This is a genomic window from Pseudomonas sp. 2995-1, assembly GCF_002742505.1.
Classification (GTDB): Bacteria; Pseudomonadota; Gammaproteobacteria; order Pseudomonadales; family Pseudomonadaceae; genus Aquipseudomonas; species Aquipseudomonas sivasensis.
Map to the genome: position 1 here is coordinate 155,331 of NZ_LJSA01000353.1, position 18,369 is coordinate 173,699.

12 protein-coding genes are annotated in these 18,369 nt (G+C 60.4%); 6 read left to right on the forward strand and 6 right to left on the reverse strand.

Annotation, left to right across the window (positions count from 1 at the left end; genetic code table 11):
* Positions 1-52 precede the first annotated feature (52 nt).
* Both AOA61_RS14715 and AOA61_RS14720 read right to left on the reverse strand, forming a co-directional pair.
* Positions 53-1,795: a potassium/proton antiporter gene (locus AOA61_RS14715; RefSeq protein WP_032890339.1), complete on the reverse strand. Its 1,743-nt coding sequence runs from the start codon at positions 1,793-1,795 to the stop codon at positions 53-55.
* A 233-nt stretch (positions 1,796-2,028) separates the two neighbouring features.
* On the reverse strand, positions 2,029-3,654 hold the full coding sequence (locus tag AOA61_RS14720; protein WP_032890341.1) for a methyl-accepting chemotaxis protein: 1,626 nt from the start codon (positions 3,652-3,654) through the stop codon (positions 2,029-2,031).
* Between the two features lie 278 nt (positions 3,655-3,932).
* Between AOA61_RS14720 and AOA61_RS14725 the strand changes: the two genes are divergently transcribed.
* A complete protein-coding gene (locus AOA61_RS14725; protein ID WP_032890343.1) occupies positions 3,933-4,163 on the forward strand; it encodes a hypothetical protein in 231 nt (76 codons plus the stop codon).
* Positions 4,160-4,450, forward strand: coding sequence for a cell division protein ZapA (locus AOA61_RS14730; RefSeq protein WP_032890345.1), 291 nt, complete (start codon positions 4,160-4,162; stop codon positions 4,448-4,450). Before AOA61_RS14725 ends, AOA61_RS14730 begins: the two co-directional genes overlap by 4 nt.
* Here AOA61_RS14730 and AOA61_RS14735 read toward each other — a convergent pair.
* Both AOA61_RS14735 and putA read right to left on the reverse strand, forming a co-directional pair.
* Complete coding sequence (locus tag AOA61_RS14735) at positions 4,447-6,249, reverse strand: acyl-CoA dehydrogenase (RefSeq protein WP_099602030.1); 1,803 nt, start codon at positions 6,247-6,249, stop codon at positions 4,447-4,449. The genes AOA61_RS14730 and AOA61_RS14735 overlap by 4 nt on opposite strands.
* 228 nt (positions 6,250-6,477) lie before the next feature.
* Positions 6,478-10,431, reverse strand: coding sequence for a trifunctional transcriptional regulator/proline dehydrogenase/L-glutamate gamma-semialdehyde dehydrogenase (gene putA, locus AOA61_RS14740; RefSeq protein WP_032890349.1), 3,954 nt, complete (start codon positions 10,429-10,431; stop codon positions 6,478-6,480).
* Between the two features lie 461 nt (positions 10,432-10,892).
* On the opposite strand from putA, the gene putP reads away from it, so the two are divergent.
* From putP to AOA61_RS14755, 3 genes are all read left to right on the forward strand, one after another.
* On the forward strand, positions 10,893-12,377 hold the full coding sequence (putP, locus tag AOA61_RS14745) for a sodium/proline symporter PutP (protein ID WP_032890351.1): 1,485 nt from the start codon (positions 10,893-10,895) through the stop codon (positions 12,375-12,377).
* 169 nt (positions 12,378-12,546) lie between these two features.
* Positions 12,547-14,562, forward strand: coding sequence for a type VI secretion system tip protein VgrG (locus AOA61_RS14750; RefSeq protein ID WP_099602031.1), 2,016 nt, complete (start codon positions 12,547-12,549; stop codon positions 14,560-14,562).
* Between the two features lie 15 nt (positions 14,563-14,577).
* The gene (locus tag AOA61_RS14755; protein WP_095186102.1) at positions 14,578-15,303 is read left to right on the forward strand and encodes a DUF4123 domain-containing protein; all 726 of its coding nucleotides are present in this window, start codon (positions 14,578-14,580) and stop codon (positions 15,301-15,303) included.
* Here the strand turns inward: AOA61_RS14755 and AOA61_RS14760 are convergent.
* Positions 15,289-16,566, reverse strand: a complete 1,278-nt coding sequence (locus AOA61_RS14760; protein ID WP_032890357.1) for an O-acetylhomoserine aminocarboxypropyltransferase/cysteine synthase family protein — start codon at positions 16,564-16,566, stop codon at positions 15,289-15,291. The genes AOA61_RS14755 and AOA61_RS14760 overlap by 15 nt on opposite strands.
* 174 nt (positions 16,567-16,740) lie before the next feature.
* Here AOA61_RS14760 and AOA61_RS14765 point away from each other — a divergent pair, with 174 nt between their 5' ends.
* The gene (locus AOA61_RS14765; RefSeq protein ID WP_016975658.1) at positions 16,741-17,577 is read left to right on the forward strand and encodes a 23S rRNA (adenine(2030)-N(6))-methyltransferase RlmJ; all 837 of its coding nucleotides are present in this window, start codon (positions 16,741-16,743) and stop codon (positions 17,575-17,577) included.
* Between the two features lie 124 nt (positions 17,578-17,701).
* Here AOA61_RS14765 and msrA read toward each other — a convergent pair whose 3' ends face one another.
* Positions 17,702-18,349 carry a peptide-methionine (S)-S-oxide reductase MsrA gene (msrA, locus tag AOA61_RS14770; RefSeq protein WP_032890360.1) on the reverse strand — a complete coding sequence of 216 codons (648 nt, stop codon included), beginning with the start codon at positions 18,347-18,349 and terminating at the stop codon, positions 17,702-17,704.
* Positions 18,350-18,369 lie beyond the last annotated feature (20 nt).

The following is an 18,369-nucleotide window of genomic DNA, read 5'->3' on the forward strand; positions in this document are numbered from 1 at the left end:
AGAGACCGGTCTTGCAAGGTGAAGAATCGGGAGCGTGCTGTCGCTCCGCAGTTTAGAGGAAGAGTCCGGGGCCCGGGCGACTTCCTTCGGGGAATCTGACGCCCACTTTGCCGATCTTGTTCCCGTCCATGACCGCGACGGTCCAGATGGTGTTGTTCCACTCCACCTGGTCGCCGACGATAGGGGCGCCGCCGACTTTCTGGTTGATGAAGCTGCTCAGTGGCATGTCCGGGTCGATACCTTCCAGCTTCAGGCCGTAAAGGGCCGAAACCGCGCCCAGTTGGGCGTCGCCTTCCAGCACGAAGTCGCCGAAGAAGCGCAGATCGAGGCCGCGTTGTGGTGCCTGGCTGAACAGTTTGCCGAGGGCTGGCAGGTTGTGTTCATGGCCGATCACACAGAGCAGATCGTCGACTTCCAGCACCGTACTACCCGACGGATGGAGCAGTTGCTGGCCCCGGAACAGCGCAGCAATCCGCGTGCCTTCAGGCATTTTCAGTTCGCGCAGCGCTGCCCCGATGCACCATTTTTCGGCGCCCAGGCGGTAGACGAAAAGCTCCCACTCGCTGGTGACGTGTACTTCCAGGGCGGCGCGAGAGATCGGCGCGGGGTCCGGCGGTACGGTCACTTTCAGCAACTTGGCCACCCACGGCAGGCTCGTGCCCTGCACCAGCAGCGAGACCAGCACGATAAAGAACGCCAGGTTGAAGTACAGCTGTGCGTGGGGCAGTCCGGCCATCAGCGGGAATACCGCGAGAATGATCGGGACTGCGCCGCGCAGACCGACCCAGGCGATAAAGCCTTTTTCGCGACCGTGGAACGCTTTGAACGGCAGCAGGCCGACGATCACCGACAGAGGACGCGCAAACAGGATCATCCACAGCGCCAGGCCCAGGGCCGGCAGAGCGATTGGCAGCAAATCATGGGGCGTGACCAGCAGGCCAAGCACCAGGAACATGCCGATTTGTGCGAGCCAGGCCATGCCGTCGAGCATGTGCAAAATGCCATGCCGACTGCGCACCGGGCGGTTGCCGATTACCAGGCCGCACAGGTACACGGCAAGGAAGCCGCTGCCGTGCAAGGCGTTGGTCAGTGCGAAGACGAACAGGCCGCCGGCGATCACCAGGATCGGATAAAGGCCGGTCGCCAGATTGATACGGTTGACCATCTGCAGCATCAGCCAACCGCCGCCGAGGCCGACGATGCCGCCGATGCCGAACTCGCGCACCAGGTGGGTCAGCAGGCTCCAGTGCAGGCCGGTCTGGCCGCTGGCGAGCATGTCAATCAGGGTGACGGTGAGGAACACCGCCATTGGATCGTTGCTGCCGGATTCGATTTCCAGAGTGGCGGTGACCCGTTCGTTCAGGCCCTTGCCGCCGAGCAGCGAGAACACCGCCGCAGCGTCTGTGGAGCCGACAATCGCGCCAATCAGCAAGCCTTGAATAATATTGAGGTCAAACAACCAGGCCGCCGCCATACCCGTGAGGCCGGTGGTAATCAACACCCCCACCGTGGCCAGGGACAGTGCTGGCCAAAGCGCCACTCGGAAACTCGCCACCCGCGTGCGCAACCCGCCGTCAAGCAGGATTACGGCCAGTGCGAGGTTGCCCACCAGGTAGGCGGTTGGGTAGTTATCGAAAATGATGCCGCCGCCATCGACGCCGGCAACCATGCCCACGGCCAGGATGATCACCAGGATCGGGATGCCCAAGCGCGACGAAAGAGAACTCACCAGAATGCTCGCACTCACCAGCAACGCGCCGATCAAGAACAGGCTGTTGATGGTCGTCGCATTCAAAGGCAGTACTCCATGAGCAAATAAGACGGGACGCAAACTGACCATGCAGTCTGCGTGCCAGGGATTCTAACCTGTTGAATTGCTGTGCTGTCAAAAAGCTTTTAACGCCGGGCGCAGATCTGAATGTGGGAGGGGGCTTGCCCCCGATGGCGGTATGTCAGTCAGCTTATCTGTAACTGACCCACCGCTATCGGGGGCAAGCCCCCTCCCACATTTCAAGCCAGTGCAGGCAGTTAGAGGCGAAAGCGGCCGACCATCCCATTCAAATCCACCGCCAGGCGCGACAGCTCACTGCTGGCCGCACTGGTCTGGCTGGCGCCGGTCGCCGACTGCACCGACAGGTCACGAATGTTCACCAGGTTGCGGTCCACTTCCCGCGCCACCTGCGCCTGCTCTTCCGCCGCGCTGGCGATCACCAGGTTGCGCTCGTTGATCTCGACAATCGCCGTGTTGATGGTGTCCAGCGACATCCCGGCACCTTTGGCGATGTTCAGCGTCGACTCAGCGCGCTCGGTGCTGTTGCGCATCGAATCCACCGCGTGCTCGGTGCCGGCCTGGATACTGCCGATCATCCGCTCGATCTCGCTGGTGGACTGCTGGGTGCGATGGGCCAACGCCCGTACTTCATCGGCAACCACCGCGAAACCACGCCCGGCTTCGCCGGCACGCGCGGCTTCAATCGCCGCGTTCAGGGCCAGCAGATTGGTCTGGTCAGCCAGGCCGCGAATCACGTCCAGCACTTTGCCAATATCACGCGACTCATTGGCCAAGTCGCCAATCAGGGTGGCGGTGGCTTGTACATCGCCGCTCATGCGCTCGATGGCGCTGACGGTTTCCTGCACCAAGTCACGGCCGTCACCGGCTGAGGTGGTGGCGTTGCGCGAGGCCTCGGAGGTGCTCACCGCATTGCGCGCGACTTCTTCGACGGCGCTGGTCATCTCATTGACGGCGGTGGCGGCTTGCTCGATCTCGTTGTTCTGCTGGGTCAGGCCACGGGCGCTTTCGTCGGTGACGGCATTCAGCTCCTCGGCGGCGGAGGCCAGTTGGGTGGCGGAGCCGGCGATGCGTTGCAGGGTGTCGCGCAGCTTGTCTTGCATCTTGGCCATGGCGGCCAGCAAGCGTCCGGCTTCGTCGTTGCCGTCGACCTTGATCGGCCGGGTCAGGTTGCCTTCGGCAACTTCTTCCGCCGCTTCGAGCGCTTGGGAAATCGGCAGGGTGATGCTGCGGGTCAGCAGCCAGGCAAACAACATCGTCAGCGCCGTGGCGATCACCAGCAGGCCCACGACCAGATTGAACGCCAAGTTGTATTGGTCTTCGGCCTCCTGATTTGTGGCCAGGGCCATCTTGTTATTGAGGTCCAGCAGGCGCGTCAGCACGGCGTTGACCTGCTCGGAGTTGCTCAGCAACTCGGTGTTGAGCAGGCTGCGCAGCTCGTCCACCTGGTTGGCCCGTGACAGGCTCTTCATGCGCTCTTCAATTTGATGGTACTGGCCAAGCAAGCGCACGTACTCGTTGTAGGTGGCGCGCTCTTCGCTGCCTTCAATCAGTTTTTCGTAAATGCCCTGGGCTGTGCGGATCTGCTGGTTACGCAGTTCGAAGGCTTCCAGGGTCTTTTGCTGCACGTCCGGCTCGCGGTTGGTCAGCAAGCGGTACGACAGCACTCGCAGGCGCAAGGTCAGTTGGGTGAACTCATCGAGGGCGCGAATGCTTGGCACGCTGGACAAGGTGATGTCTTCGGTGGCAGCACGGATTTTGCTCATCTGGTTGAGGGCGAATACACCGAGAAACAGCATGAGTGCACCAATCAACGCAAAACCGAGGAAGGCCCTCGGAGCGATATTCATATTACGAAGCGACATGCGGGAATCCTGGGGAGAAGCGCGATCCGTGCGAGGGGTGAGACGGGGTGTGCATCTCTATCGGTCGTACGACTAAAGTCTAAAGGGGCGTGTGCGTTTTTGTCGCATCTGACGAGGGGTTTGGCCGATTCAGGAACCAGATCGGGTAAATGCAGTCACTAAGGCTCGAAAGTGCGGCCCGGCCCCTAAAAATCGGGCTGCGCGCCGGGGATAACCCTGGCATCCGAGGTGAATTTTCTTTATCGTCACCGCCCTTTGAAAAAGCCCGAGAAATCAAAATGTTAGAAGCATCCCTCAGCCAATTGGAACAACTGGTCAACGACCTCGTACAGCAGAATCAAGACCTGCTGAGCAGCAACGAATCCCTCAAGGCCGAACTGGCTAACGCCAAGGATGAGAACGACAGCCTGCAACTGAGCTTGATGGAGCAGGAAGAAAAACACGGCGCCACCGCTGCCCGCATCCAGGCGTTGGTTGAGCGTGTGAGCGCAGGGCCTGTCGGCGCATGAATGAAGGGATAAAGGTCGTTTCGATTCTCGGAGAGGATTACTCGATCAAGGCGCCAGCCGGGGAAGACAAGACCCTGATGCACGCCGTGACCATGCTCAAGGCCTCCCTGGCCACCACCAAGAAAAAGTACCCGACCCTGATCGGTGACAAATTACTGGTGCTGGCGGCGCTGAACCTGTGCGCCGAGCAGATTGAACTGCAGCAGGCTCATCAGCAGGAACTCGACCGTTACCAAGAGCAAGTCAGCGCCACGGTCGAGGTGATTTCCAAGGCGATCCAGCCTTAGAACCACGCATCCTGCATCCCCAGGCACGTATCATCCCGCGCCTCCAGAATCGCCAGTTCATGATGGCAGCCCGGTACTTCCCAGGTCAGGAAGTAACGGGCGGCCTGGAGCTTGCCTTTATAGAAGGCAGCATCCGCCGCATTGCCCTTGGCCAGCCCTTCTTCGGCGCGAATCGCCTGTTCCAGCCAGCGCCAGCCAATTACCGTATGCCCGAATACCTTCAGGTACAGCGCCGAGTTCGCCAGGCTGCTGTTGACCTTGCCGTGGGCGAGATCCGTCAGCAGGCCGATGGTCACGCTTTGCAGGCGGGTGACCAGGTGTTCCAGCGGCTCTCTTAATGCCGTCAGGCCTGGATATTCCTGCGCCCGCGAGCCCGTGTCGGCGATCAGGCGGATCAGTTGCTTGAGCCCCGCGCCGCCGTTCTGTGCCAGCTTGCGGCCTAGCAAATCCAGAGACTGGATGCCATGGGTGCCTTCATGGATCGGGTTCAGGCGGTTGTCGCGGTAGTACTGCTCCACCGGGTATTCACGGGTGTAGCCGTGGCCGCCGAGGATCTGGATCGCCAGTTCGTTGGCCTTGAGGCAAAACTCCGACGGCCAGGATTTAACGATGGGCGTGAGCAGGTCCAGCAGTTCGTGGGCCTGTTTGCGTTCGCTCTCGGTTTCCAGCGTCGTGGTGTCATCGAACAGGCGCGCGGCATACAGGCCCAGGTCGAACGCGCCTTCTACGTAAGCTTTTTGGGTCAGCAGCATGCGCTTGATATCTGCGTGCTGGATGATCGAAACCGGCGCGGTGCTTGGGTCTTTGCTGTCGGGCAGACGACCTTGCGGGCGTTCGCGAGCGTATTCCAGGGAATACAGGTAGCCGGCGTAACCGAGCATGACCGCGCCCATGCCGACGCCGATGCGTGCCTCGTTCATCATCTGAAACATACAGCTCAAGCCCTGGTGTGGTTTACCCACCAGATAGCCGACGCAGTTGCCGTTATCGCCGAAGTTAAGCGCGGTCGACGTGGTGCCGCGCCAGCCCATCTTGTGAAACAGCCCGGCCAACAGCACGTCGTTGCGTGCACCGAGACTGCCGTCATCGTTAACCAGGAATTTGGGCACGATGAACAGCGAAATGCCCTTCACCCCGGCCGGCGCATCCGGCAGCTTGGCCAGCACCATATGCACGATGTTTTCCGACAGCGGGTGGTCGCCTCCGGAGATAAAGATCTTGTTGCCCTTGAGTCGATAGCTGCCGTCAGCCGCAGGTTCGGCGCGGGTACGAATATCCGACAGCGATGAGCCTGCGTGGGGTTCTGTCAGGGCCATGGTGCCGAAGAAACGCCCGTCGATCATCGGTTGCAGGAAGCGCTGTTTTTGCTCCTCGGTGCCGAAGCTTTCGATCAGGTTGGCCGCGCCCATGGTCAGGAATGGGTAGGAAGTGGATGCCGCGTTGGCGGACTGGAAGTGCGCAAAGCAGGCCTGGGACAGCAAGGTCGGCAACTGCATGCCACCCGCTTCGAAACTGCGGGCGGCATTGAGGAAGCCGGCTTCCAGGAACGCATCCACGGCCGGTTTGACTTCCGGAATCAGGATCGCCTTGCCGTCTTCGTAGCGCGGTTCGTTTTCGTCGTTTTTGCGGTTATGCGGCGCGAAATATTTTTCGGCGATGGAGCGCGCGGTGCTGATGGCCGCATCGAAGGTTTCGCGATTGTGCTCGGCAAACCGCTCGCGCTGGGTCAGGCCCTCGGCATCGAGGACTTCGTACAGCTCGAAAGCCAGATTGCGGGAACTGAGCAGCATCTCGGACATGGCGGCTTACCTTTGGAGGAATTGGCCTGAGTCTAAGTGCGCGAATTAAGGGTGAACAGCAAGATTGATCTAAGTGATGGAGTGGCAAAACACAGATGATCATTTGAAGTGCGATCAAATGTGGGAGGGGGCTTGCCCCCGATTGTGGTGGGTCAGCCAGAGATAAGTTGACTGATCCACCACAATCGGGGGCAAGCCCCCTCCCACATGTTTACCGCGTTTCGTCAGTTAGCCGATGGTCATCAGGCTGGCGTTACCGCCCGCTGCAGCGGTGTTAACGCTCAACGCCCGTTCGATCACCAGGCGCTCCAAGGCAATGGATGTTTCGCCCTGAGACAAGCCATGCACCCCGACAATCGCCCCACCGCGCTGCGCCACTTGCTGGCACACCGCACGCAGTTGGTCTGAATCACCGTGATGCAGGACGGCGTCAAACACCACCTCGTCCTTGGTCCAATCCGCCACGCGCTTGATCTTCGCTTGAATTTCCTTCGGCAAGCGCAGGAACACGGCCTTGGTCAGGTCAGTTTCCGGCCATACCGCCGAACCGCCGACGGCCAATACCGCCGCCAGTTGAGTCAACAGATCGCCTTCCACTTCCGCCAGGCACAGTACGTGCTCGCGGGGCAGGATGGCGTAGCTGTTGCGCTCGCCGGTCGGACCGGCCAACTGACGGGTGATACCGCTTTGGGATTGCGCGGCGAACTGGCTGCACAGAGCACTCAGCTCGCTGAACGAATTGCTGTCGGCCCAGGTTTTCAGGGCGGTCAGCGGTTGGCTCATCGCGTCGCGCAGACGCACATCCGGTGCAGTCAACGTGTCGCCACGTACGAAGGATTGCTCGATCGCATCGGTAGGACGGGTCGACAGCAAGCGGTACAGGTACAGCGGACCACCGGCTTTCGGGCCTGTGCCCGACAAGCCTTCGCCGCCGAACGGTTGCACGCCGACCACGGCACCCACGATGTTGCGGTTTACGTAGACGTTACCGGCATTGACGTTGTCGATCACCTTGGCGATGGTCTCGTCGATACGGGTGTGCACGCCCAGGGTCAGGCCGTAGCCGGAGGCGTTGATCTGGCCGATGAGCTGGTCGATCTCTTTGCGCTTGTAGCGCACCACGTGCAGTACCGGGCCGAAGATCTCGCGTTGCAGTTCGTCAAAGCTTTCCAGTTCGATCAGGGTTGGCATCACGAAGGTGCCGCGCTTGATTTCTTCACCGTCGGCAATTGCCACCTGGTACACATTGCGGCCTTTGTCGCGCATGGCCTGGATGTGTTTCTCGATGCCGGCCTTGGCTTCGGCGTCGATCACCGGGCCGATGTCTACCGACAGGCGCTCCGGGTTGCCAAGGCGGCATTCAGCCATGGCGCCCTTAAGCATTTCGATGACGCGGTCTGCCGAATCTTCCTGCAGGCACAGTACCCGCAGGGCCGAGCAACGCTGGCCGGCGCTGTCGAAGGCCGAGGACACCACGTCGATGACCACTTGTTCGGTCAGTGCCGAAGAATCCACGATCATCGCGTTCTGGCCACCGGTTTCGGCGATCAGCGGGATCGGACGGCCCTGGGCATCCAGGCGGCCGGCGACATTGCGTTGCAGCAGGCGCGCGACTTCGGTGGAACCGGTGAACATCACGCCTTTGACGCGATCATCACCGACCAGGCGGGCACCCACGCTTTCGCCCTGGCCCGGCAGCAGTTGCAGCACGCCTTCCGGAATACCGGCTTCCAGCAGGATGCGCACGGCTTGTGCAGCCACCAGCGGGGTTTGCTCGGCAGGTTTGGCCAATACCGGGTTGCCGGCGGCCAATGCGGCTGCGACTTGACCACTGAAAATCGCCAGCGGGAAGTTCCAAGGGCTGATGCAGACCACTGGGCCCAGCGGACGGTGGGCATCATTGGTGAAGTCGTTACGGGCCTGTACGGCGTAGTAACGCAGGAAGTCCACGGCTTCACGCACTTCGGCGATGGCGTTCGCGAAGGTTTTGCCGGCTTCGCGAGCCAGCAGTCCCATCAGCGGTTGGATCTCGCCTTCCATCAGGTCGGCGGCACGTTCCAGAATCGCGGCACGCTCGGCGGGCGGGGTGGCCTGCCAGATCGGGCCAGCGTTGATGGCACATTGAATCGCGTTGTCGACGTCTTCGACGGTAGCTTCTTGAACCTGACCAACCACATCACGCAGGTCAGACGGGTTCAGTACTGGCGCAGCCGGTTGATCACTGGTGGCGCAACCCAGCATCGGCGCGGCTTTCCAGTTGTTGTGTGCGGTTGCCAGCAAGGCGCAGGACAGCGACGCCAGGCGGTGTTCGTTGGCCAAGTCGATACCGGCCGAGTTGGCGCGGTCGCTGCCGTACAGGTCGCGCGGCAATGGAATACGCGGGTGCGGCAAGCCGAAGCCGCCTTCCTGCGTGGCCATTTGCTCGATGCTGGCCACTGGATCAGCCACCAGCTCCTGAATGGAGATGGACTGGTCGGCGATGCGGTTAACGAACGAGGTGTTGGCGCCGTTTTCCAGCAGGCGACGCACCAGGTAAGCCAGTAACGTTTCGTGGGTGCCGACCGGTGCGTACACGCGGCACGGACGGTTCAGTTTGCCGTCGGAAACCTTGCCTACGACCTGCTCGTACAGCGGCTCACCCATGCCGTGCAGGCATTGGAACTCGTACTGGCCGGGGTAATAGTTCTGACCGGCGATATGGTAAATGGCGGACAGGGTGTGGGCGTTGTGCGTGGCGAACTGCGGGTAGATGACTTCCGGCACCGACAGCAGCTTGCGTGCACAGGCAATGTAGGAAACGTCGGTGTACACCTTGCGGGTATACACAGGGTAGCCTTCCAGGCCTTCGACTTGGGCGCGTTTGATCTCGCTGTCCCAGTACGCGCCTTTTACCAGGCGGATCATCAGGCGATGGCGGCTGCGGCGCGCCAGGTCGATGACGTAGTCGATTACATAGGGGCAACGCTTTTGGTAGGCCTGGATCACGAAACCGATGCCGTTCCAGCCGGTCAGTTGCGGCTCGAAGCACAGGCGCTCCAGCAGGTCGAGGGACAGCTCCAGGCGGTCGGCCTCTTCGGCGTCGATGTTCAGGCCGATGTCGTATTGCTTGGCCAGCAAGGTCAGGGACAGCAGGCGCGGGTACAGCTCGTCCATCACGCGCTCGTACTGCGCACGGCTGTAACGCGGGTGAAGTGCCGACAGCTTGATGGAAATGCCCGGGCCTTCATAAATCCCACGGCCGTGAGACGCTTTGCCGATGGAATGAATCGCTTGTTCGTATGACGCCAGGTATTTCTGGGCATCGTGTTCGGTGAGTGCGGCTTCACCGAGCATATCGTAGGAATAGCGGAAACCTTTGGCTTCGAACTTGCTGGCGTTGGCCAAGGCTTCGGCGATGGTTTCGCCGGTGACGAACTGCTCGCCCATCAGGCGCATGGCCATGTCGACGCCCTTGCGGATCATCGGCTCGCCGCTTTTGCCGATGATGCGGCTCAGGGACGAGGTCAAGCCGGCCTCATTATGGGTGGCGACCAGTTTACCGGTCAGCAGCAGACCCCAGGTGGCAGCGTTGACGAACAGCGACGGGCTGTTGCCCAGGTGCGGATGCCAGTTGCCGGTGCTGATCTTGTCGCGGATCAGCGCGTCACGGGTGCCCTTGTCCGGGATGCGCAGCAGCGCCTCGGCCAGGCACATCAGGGCCACGCCTTCCTGGGATGACAGGGAAAATTCCTGCAGCAGGCCCTGAACAATGCCGGCACGACCGCCAGCACTTTTCTGATTGCGCAGTTTTTCGGCAATCGAGGCGGCGAGCTTGTTGGTGGCTTCAGCCATTGGAGCCGGCAGACGCGCCTGCTCGATCAGCATCGGCACCACTTCCGGCTCTGGGCGACGGTAAGCGGCAGTGATGGATGCGCGCAGTACGGACTGCGGCAGGATGCTCTCGGCGAATTCAAGGAAGCACTGGTGCGCATGGTCGGCCTGGACCTCACCCGCGTCATCGGCATCCTTGCTGCTCAAACCGTTGAGTTCGGTCAGGGTTGCACCACCCTCCAGTTTCTCCAGGTAATTGAAAATCGCCTGCTTGATCAGCCAGTGCGGCGTGCGATCAATGGAGGTCGCGGCTGCCTTCAGGCGTTCGCGGGTCGGGTCGTCAAGTTTGACCCCAAGGGTGGTCGTCGCCATTTTCTTATCCTCATGGGTGCCACTACCGAGTGGCATTAGCTGGCGGCAAGATTAGCTTTGCGCATGCAGAGGTGCAACCGGGTGCAACCCTTTTTATCCATGAAATTTTCGACGCTTCATCCGAATTAATTTTGACGCCAGCAGAATGCGCTTTGTCTTGGTGCTTTTACTTCTTAGATCGGCTGTTCTTGCTCCGAAAGGGAGCAAAAACAGGGTGTTTTGCGGATTTTGTACTCAGGTGCAACTTATTCCCCAGAAACTGGTTGCACCTTATTTGCTTTGTTGAATAGCATTCGCGGCCAAGGTGCAACCATCCGTAAACCGGGGTTCATCGGCTGACGGCTTTCCTGGGGAAACGTCAGTCATAAATGCGCGGCATGCAGCTACGTTTACCCACTGACCAGTGGGTGGCCGTCTGACAGACCGCCGCTACATAAAAACAAAGCCAGGGCGTCACTCAAATGAGCGTAAGTAATCCAACTCTGATCACATTCGTGATCTACATCGCAGCAATGGTGCTGATCGGCTTCATGGCCTATCGCTCCACCAACAACCTTTCCGATTACATCCTTGGCGGTCGCAGCCTCGGTAGCGTGGTGACAGCGTTGTCCGCCGGTGCTTCCGATATGAGCGGCTGGTTGTTGATGGGCCTGCCGGGCGCAATCTACATGTCCGGTCTGTCGGAAAGCTGGATCGCCATTGGCCTGATCGTCGGTGCCTACCTCAACTGGCTGTTCGTGGCCGGTCGCCTGCGGGTACAGACCGAACACAACGGCGACGCCCTGACGCTGCCGGATTACTTCTCCAGCCGTTTCGAAGATAAAAGCGGCCTGCTGCGGATCATCTCCGCCGTGGTCATCCTGGTGTTCTTCACCATCTACTGCGCCTCCGGCATCGTGGCCGGTGCCCGTCTGTTCGAAAGCACCTTCGGCATGTCCTACGAGACCGCGCTGTGGGCCGGCGCTGCGGCGACAATTGCCTACACCTTCGTCGGTGGTTTCCTGGCAGTGAGCTGGACTGACACCGTACAAGCCACGCTGATGATCTTCGCGCTGATCCTCACGCCGATCATCGTGCTGCTGGCCACCGGTGGTGTCGATACGACCTTCCTGGCGATCGAAGCGAAGAACCCTGACAACTTCAACATGCTGAAAAACACCACCTTCATCGGCATCATTTCGCTGATGGGCTGGGGCCTGGGCTACTTCGGCCAGCCGCACATCCTCGCGCGTTTCATGGCGGCGGATTCGGTGAAGTCGATTGCCAACGCACGCCGTATCTCCATGACCTGGATGATCCTGTGCCTGGGCGGCACTGTGGCCGTGGGCTTCTTCGGTATCGCTTACTTCTCGGCGCACCCGGAAGTGGCTGGCCCGGTCAACGAGAACCACGAACGTGTGTTCATCGAACTGGCCAAGCTGCTGTTCAACCCATGGATCGCGGGCGTACTGCTGTCGGCCATCCTCGCGGCCGTGATGAGTACCCTGAGCTGCCAACTGCTGGTGTGCTCCAGCGCCCTGACCGAAGACTTCTACAAAACCTTCCTGCGCAAGACCGCCTCCCAGGTTGAACTGGTCTGGGTCGGCCGTCTGATGGTGCTGCTGGTGGCGCTGATCGCCATCGCCATGGCTGCCAATCCAAACAACCGCGTACTTGGCCTGGTCAGCTACGCCTGGGCCGGTTTCGGCGCGGCGTTTGGTCCTGTGGTACTGATCTCGGTGATCTGGAAAAACATGACCCGCAACGGCGCACTGGCCGGCATCCTGGTCGGCGCGATCACCGTGATCGTGTGGAAGCACTTCGAACTGCTGGGCCTGTACGAAATCATCCCAGGCTTCATCTTCGCCAGCCTCGCGATCTTCTTCGTGAGCAAGATGGGCGCCCCGACCGCCGGTATGGTCGAGCGCTTTGATGCGGCGGAAAAAGACTACAACCTCAACAAGTAATTCGCCGGGCGTTAAGCGCTCTACGAATTGAAAAAAGGCCCGCGTCCTACGGATGGCGGGCCTTTTTTTGCGCGTGTGTGTAGGGAGTTGCTGATTTATCGGGCGTGCGCTCTGCCGTGCAAAACAGTGGTGCAGAATCCACCGCCTACTCCTCGCAGAGAAACACCGGATGTTCGCTCCTGCCAATCAAAGTGCTTTTACCCTGACCCTCGACGGGGAGCCCAGTGAACTCAATGTTTTTGAGTTTCACGGTGCGGAAGCCATCAGCCAGCCGTATTGTTTTGACCTTGAACTGGTCAGTGAGCAGCCTGACCTCGACCTGGAAAGTTTGCTGCATCGCCAGGTTTTTCTGCGTTTCGATGAGCTCGGCCATGGCGTCCACGGCCTGGTCTATCGGGTGGCGCAGGGCGACTCCGGGCGGCGCCTGACGCGTTATCAGATCAAGCTCGTGCCGCAATTGGCCTACCTGGCCCACAGCAGTCACCAGCGTATTTTTCAGCATCAAACAGTGCCGCAGATTGTTGCGCAGGTGCTGGTAGAGCAGGGGGTCCCTGCCGATCAATTCGAATTTCACCTGAGCGGTGTTTACCCCGAGCGCGAGTATTGCGTGCAGTTTGCTGAAAGCGACTTATCGTTCATTCAGCGGCTGTGTGCTGAGGAGGGGATTCACTATCACTTCCAGCACTCGCCTGAACGACACTTGCTGGTATTTGGCGATGATCAAACAGTATTCGCCCAACCCAATCAGCCAACGCCCTACATGCCAGGCTCAGGGATGGTGGCGGATACACCCGCGATCAAGCGCTTTGCCGTGCAACTGGAAACCCGCACCACGGCGGTCAACCTGCGTGACTACGATTTCCGTAAACCTAGCCTGGTGCTGGAGAGTGACGTGGCCAGCGAACAGCTGCCACGTCTTGAGGCGCAGGGCTATCCCGGCCACTTTTGCGACCGGTCCCACGGCAAGTACCTCGCGCAACGGGGGTTGGAGCGCCACCGTAGCGACTATCGAATTGCCCGCGGCAGCGGTGATGAGCCGGCATTGGTCAGCGGCCATTTCCTTACGTTGACCGGTCACCCGCGCGATCCATGGAATGACTTGTGGTTGGTGACTCACGTCACTCATGAAGGCAAGCAACCCCAGGTGTTGGAGGAGGCGGTGACCGAGGTCGCCGGTGGCGATTTTCGTCAGGGTTATCGCAACGAGTTTGTTGCTGCGCCGTGGGACGTGATTTTCCGACCGCCTTTGCCTGAGCAACCGCGGCCGACATTGGCGGGTTATCAAAACGCAGTGGTGACTGGCCCCGCCGACAGTGAAATCCACTGCGATGAATACGGGCGGGTCAAGGTGCAACTGGCCTGGGATCGAGCCGGGGAGCACAACGATCATTCCAGCTGCTGGCTGCGTGTCGCCAGCGGTTGGGCCCATGACCGCTATGGTGCGGTGCTTATTCCGCGAGTGGGTATGGAAGTGCTGGTGGGGTTCGTCAATGGTGATATGGACATGCCGCTGGTGGTGGGTTGCCTGCCCAACGCTGCGACGTCGCTGCCCCTCGACCTGCCGGCCGACAAAACCCGCAGCATCTTGCGCAGTCGGAGCAGCCCCGGTGGCGGTGGCTACAACGAACTGCGCATCGAAGACCGCAAGGGCGCCGAGGAAATTTACCTGCGCGCCCAGCGAGATTGGACCCAGCACGTGCTGCATGACCAGCGGGTGGAGGTCGACAATCAACGTCGTATCAGGGTGGCGGGCGAGTCGCACCATGAGCTTCAAGGCGAAGAGCTGCGCATCACTCACGGCAATCGGCTCACCGAACTCAAGCAGGATGATCACCTGGTGATCGGCGGCTCGCAGCAGGTAAAGGCTGGGCTGACCATTCAGATCGGTGCAGGCCAAAGCGTTGTTATTGATGCGGGGGCCATCGTGACGATCCAGGCGGGAGGGCAGTCGATCACGTTGTCTGCGGGCGGTATTTTCAGCAGTGTGCCGATTCAGTTGGGAAGTGGTCCTGCTCCTGTGGCAGCGCCGTTGATGCCTGGAGTGAAGGAGAAGCTGTTGGCGGTTATCCCCGCGCCCCTGAGCCTGGTGCAGGTGGCTAGCCTCAAGCGTAGCGCTCCCTTTTGCGAAGAGTGTGAGCGCTGCAAGAGAGGGCAGTGCGATATCGCTCATTCAGCTCAGCCTTAAAAGGAAGTTATCCCCATGTCTGAACGGTTGATCCCCAGCGCTTGGCTTACACAATTCCCTCTGCTTCCCAATGAGCAGCTCTTCGTGGTGTTGGGCGCTGCCAGCGACGCCAATCCGCTTGCTGCCTGGCGAGCCACCTCAGCCGCATCGCTGCCCCAATCAATTTGGACAGGCACGGCTTACGCCGAATGGGAGGAGGTCATGCCTTACTTGGGCATCGTCGAACCTGACAGCGCCTTTCTTGAATGGGCTGCAACCACTGAAACAATGGATTGGGGGTGGCTGGCGGTATCTTCCAGTCCGTTAGACGTCGTCATCGCGCACCTCCAAAGTTTGACCAAGGTCTATCTGCCGGATGGCCAGGAAGTGTTTTTGCGATTCTGGGATGGCACCCAGTGTCTGCCGATGTTGCAGGGGCTAGGCGATGAGGCGGCAAAAGTATTGCCGGTGTTCCAGCGCTACTTGATCAACGGCCAGCCGCTGACGGTCGCGACGGGGCCTGCGACCGAGGCCAACACCAGCCCTTGGTGGCGAGTCCCCGCATCGCTCTTGGCACACCTGGCAGAGCAAGCACCGCAAACCTTGATCGACAACCTCTTGCAGTGGCTGCAAGAGCAGCGGCCCGACCTGTACACCGCCTTCACGTTGGCGACCTTGCAGCACAAGGTCGCCTATTTCGCTCGTCGGCCGGATGTCACCCATGGGGCGTTGGCCGAATATCTGGCCTTAGAGTTGAGTTGAGCCCAGCGCCTGTTGCAGGTCCTCGATCAAATCTTCAATCGCCTCGATGCCCACTGACAGGCGAATCATCTCCGGCTTCACGCCGGCCTTGGCCTGTTCCTGTTCGTTCATTTGTCGATGGGTGGTGGACGCGGGGTGGCAGGCCAGGGACTTGGCGTCGCCGATATTCACCAAGCGTTTGAAGATTTGCAGGGCGTCGTAAAAGCGCACACCTGCCGCGTACCCGCCCTTCAGGCCGAATGAAAGGATCGCCGAGGGTTTGCCTTGCAGGTATTTCTGCGCCAATGCGTGATGGGGGTGATCCGGCAGCCCCGCATAGCTGACCCATTCCACATCGGCATGGCCTTGGAGGAATTGCGCGACCTTGAGGGCATTTTCCGTATGGCGTTCCATGCGCAGGGCCAGGGTTTCCAGGCCCTGGAGCAGCAGGAAGGCGTTCATGGGCGCCAGTGCTGCGCCGGTGTTACGCAACGGGACGGTGCGCGCGCGGGCGATGAAGGCGGCGGGGCCGAACTTTTCGGTGTAGACCACGCCGTGGTAAGCCGGCTCGGGCTGGTTGAGGCCGGGGAATTTTTCCGGGTATTGGGTCCAGGGGAAGGTGCCGCTGTCGACGATCGCACCGCCCAGGGAGTTGCCATGGCCGCCGATGTATTTGGTCAGCGAGTGCACCACAATGTCGGCGCCGAACTGGATCGGCTTGCACAGGATCGGTGTGGCCACGGTGTTATCCACCATCAGCGGCACGCCGCGGGCATGGGCGACCTCTGCCAGGGCTTCGATGTCGATGATATTGCCCGCCGGGTTGCCGATGCTTTCGCAATACACCAGCTTGGTGTTGTCGTCGATCAGTTCGGCAATGGCCGCGGCACTGTCGTCGCGGGCGAAGCGTACGTCGACGCCAAAGCTGGGCAGCAAGTGGGCGAACAGGGTGTAGGTGCCGCCGTAGAGCTGTGGCGTGGTGACGATATTGTCGCCGGCGCGAGTGAGGGTCTGGATCGCATAGTGAATGGCCGCGCTGCCGGCCGACACGGCCAGTGCCGCAATACCGCCTTCGAGGGCGGCGATGCGTTGCTCCAACACATCATTGGTGGGGTTCATGATGCGCGTGTAGATATTGCCGGGCACGTCGAGGTTGAACAGGTCGGCACCGTGCTGGGCGTTATCGAATTCGAAAGCGACGTTCTGGTAGATCGGCACGGCGACGGCCTTGGTTGTCGGGTCCGACTTGAAGGCGTGGTGCAGTGCGATGGTGGCGTCTTTCATGATTGTTATTGACCTCCCTGGATGGTGGATGGCCACAATAAATCCGCCTTGGCGCCAGCATTTAGATTTTTTTCAGTCCCCGTCCTGCTTTTACGACATAAGCACCGCCCGGCATGCAGCCCTGCACCTTTGCGCCCGTAGAAGGTAAACTTCGCCCCCTGCGCAGGAGCAACCATGAATTATCGTCACGCCTTTCACGCCGGCAACCACGCCGATGTCTTCAAACACCTGACCTTGACCCGCCTCATCGCCCTGATGTCGCGCAAGGAGCAGCCGTTCGCCTACCTCGACACCCACGCAGGGATTGGTCTGTACGACCTGCAAGGCGACCAGGCCAATCGCACGGGTGAATATCTGGAAGGCATCGCGCGCCTATGGGGCGAAAGCGACCTGCCGCCGCTGACTGCCGATTACATGCGCGTGCTGCACGAGATGAATCCTGACGGTCAGTTACGCTACTACCCTGGCTCGCCGGAATTGGCGCGGCGCCTCACGCGCCCACAGGACCGCGTGTTGCTCAATGAAAAGCACCCGGAGGACGGCGTGCTGCTCAAAGACAATATGAAGGGTGATCGCCGCGTCAAAGTGCACTTGGGCGAAGGCTGGCATGTGCCGCGTGCCTTGCTGCCTGTGCCGGAAAAACGCGCGCTGATGCTGATCGACCCGCCGTTTGAAAAGCTCGACGAGATGCAACGCTGCGCCGCCTCCCTCAAGGAAGCCGTCAGCCGCATGCGCCAAACCGTCGCGGCGATCTGGTACCCGGTGAAGGATCAACGCATGCTGCGTCGCTTCTACCAGGACCTGGCCGGCACCGGTGCGCCGAAGTTGCTGCGTGTGGAATTGCTGGTGCATCCGCTGGACACGCCCAACACCTTGACGGGCTCGGGCCTGGCGATTGCCAACCCGCCTTGGGGTCTGGAAGAGGAGTTGCGTGAACTGCTGCCGTGGCTGTCCAAGAAGCTTGGCCAGACCCAGGGTGGGTGGCAGATGGATTGGCTTATTGCCGAATAATCCTCGGTGCTGATCAAGTGTGGGAGGGGGCTTGCCTCCGATAGCGGTGGGTCAGCTACAGATGTACTGACTGACATTTAGCTATCGGGGCAAGCCCCCTCCCACATTTTGATCTGCGTCGGCTTTAGATCGGGCAGGTCACGCCGGTACCGCCGATCCCACAGTAGCCCTGCGGGTTCTTCGCCAAGTACTGCTGGTGATACGCCTCGGCGAAGTACACCGTTGGAGCTTCTTCGATTTCCGTGGTGATAGCACCCAGGCCGGATTTGGTCAGCTCTTGCTGATAAGTCTCGGCACTGGCCTTCGCCGCCGCCAATTGCTCAGGCGTGGTCGCATAGACCACCGAACGGTACTGGCTGCCGATATCGTTGCCCTGGCGCATGCCCTGAGTTGGGTTGTGCAATTCCCAGAACATCTTCAACAGGTCTTCGTATTTCACTTTGGCCTGGTCATAAACCACCAGCACCACTTCACTGTGACCGGTCAGGCCGGAGCAAACTTCTTCGTAAGTCGGGTTCGGCGTGTAGCCGCCCGCGTAGCCGACCACGGTGCTGACCACGCCCTCGCGCTGCCAGAACCTGCGCTCCGCACCCCAAAAGCAGCCCAGGCCGAAGATGGCAAAACCCACGTCATCGACGAACGGGCCGAGCAGTGGGTTGCCGTTGACGAAGTGCGTCTCCGGCAGATTCATCGGGGTTTCACGACCAGGCAACGCTTGTTCTTGAGTAGGCAACACGTTTTTGTTCACCAGAATTTCCGAGCGCAAGACCATGATCAGTCCTCTCAGTCAGA

Bases quoted from the DNA above. Each gene is read 5' to 3' on its own strand.
- AOA61_RS14755 (WP_095186102.1), top strand. From the start codon at position 14,578: ATGTCTGAACGGTTGATCCCCAGCGCTTGGCTTACACAATTCCCTCTG.
- AOA61_RS14760 (WP_032890357.1), bottom strand. From the start codon at position 16,566: ATGAAAGACGCCACCATCGCACTGCACCACGCCTTCAAGTCGGACCCG.
- msrA (WP_032890360.1), bottom strand. From the start codon at position 18,349: ATGGTCTTGCGCTCGGAAATTCTGGTGAACAAAAACGTGTTGCCTACT.
- AOA61_RS14725 (WP_032890343.1), top strand. From the start codon at position 3,933: ATGTTAGAAGCATCCCTCAGCCAATTGGAACAACTGGTCAACGACCTC.
- putP (WP_032890351.1), top strand. From the start codon at position 10,893: ATGAGCGTAAGTAATCCAACTCTGATCACATTCGTGATCTACATCGCA.
- AOA61_RS14730 (WP_032890345.1), top strand. From the start codon at position 4,160: ATGAATGAAGGGATAAAGGTCGTTTCGATTCTCGGAGAGGATTACTCG.
- AOA61_RS14765 (WP_016975658.1), top strand. From the start codon at position 16,741: ATGAATTATCGTCACGCCTTTCACGCCGGCAACCACGCCGATGTCTTC.
- putA (WP_032890349.1), bottom strand. From the start codon at position 10,431: ATGGCGACGACCACCCTTGGGGTCAAACTTGACGACCCGACCCGCGAA.
- AOA61_RS14720 (WP_032890341.1), bottom strand. From the start codon at position 3,654: ATGTCGCTTCGTAATATGAATATCGCTCCGAGGGCCTTCCTCGGTTTT.
- AOA61_RS14750 (WP_099602031.1), top strand. From the start codon at position 12,547: ATGTTCGCTCCTGCCAATCAAAGTGCTTTTACCCTGACCCTCGACGGG.
- AOA61_RS14735 (WP_099602030.1), bottom strand. From the start codon at position 6,249: ATGTCCGAGATGCTGCTCAGTTCCCGCAATCTGGCTTTCGAGCTGTAC.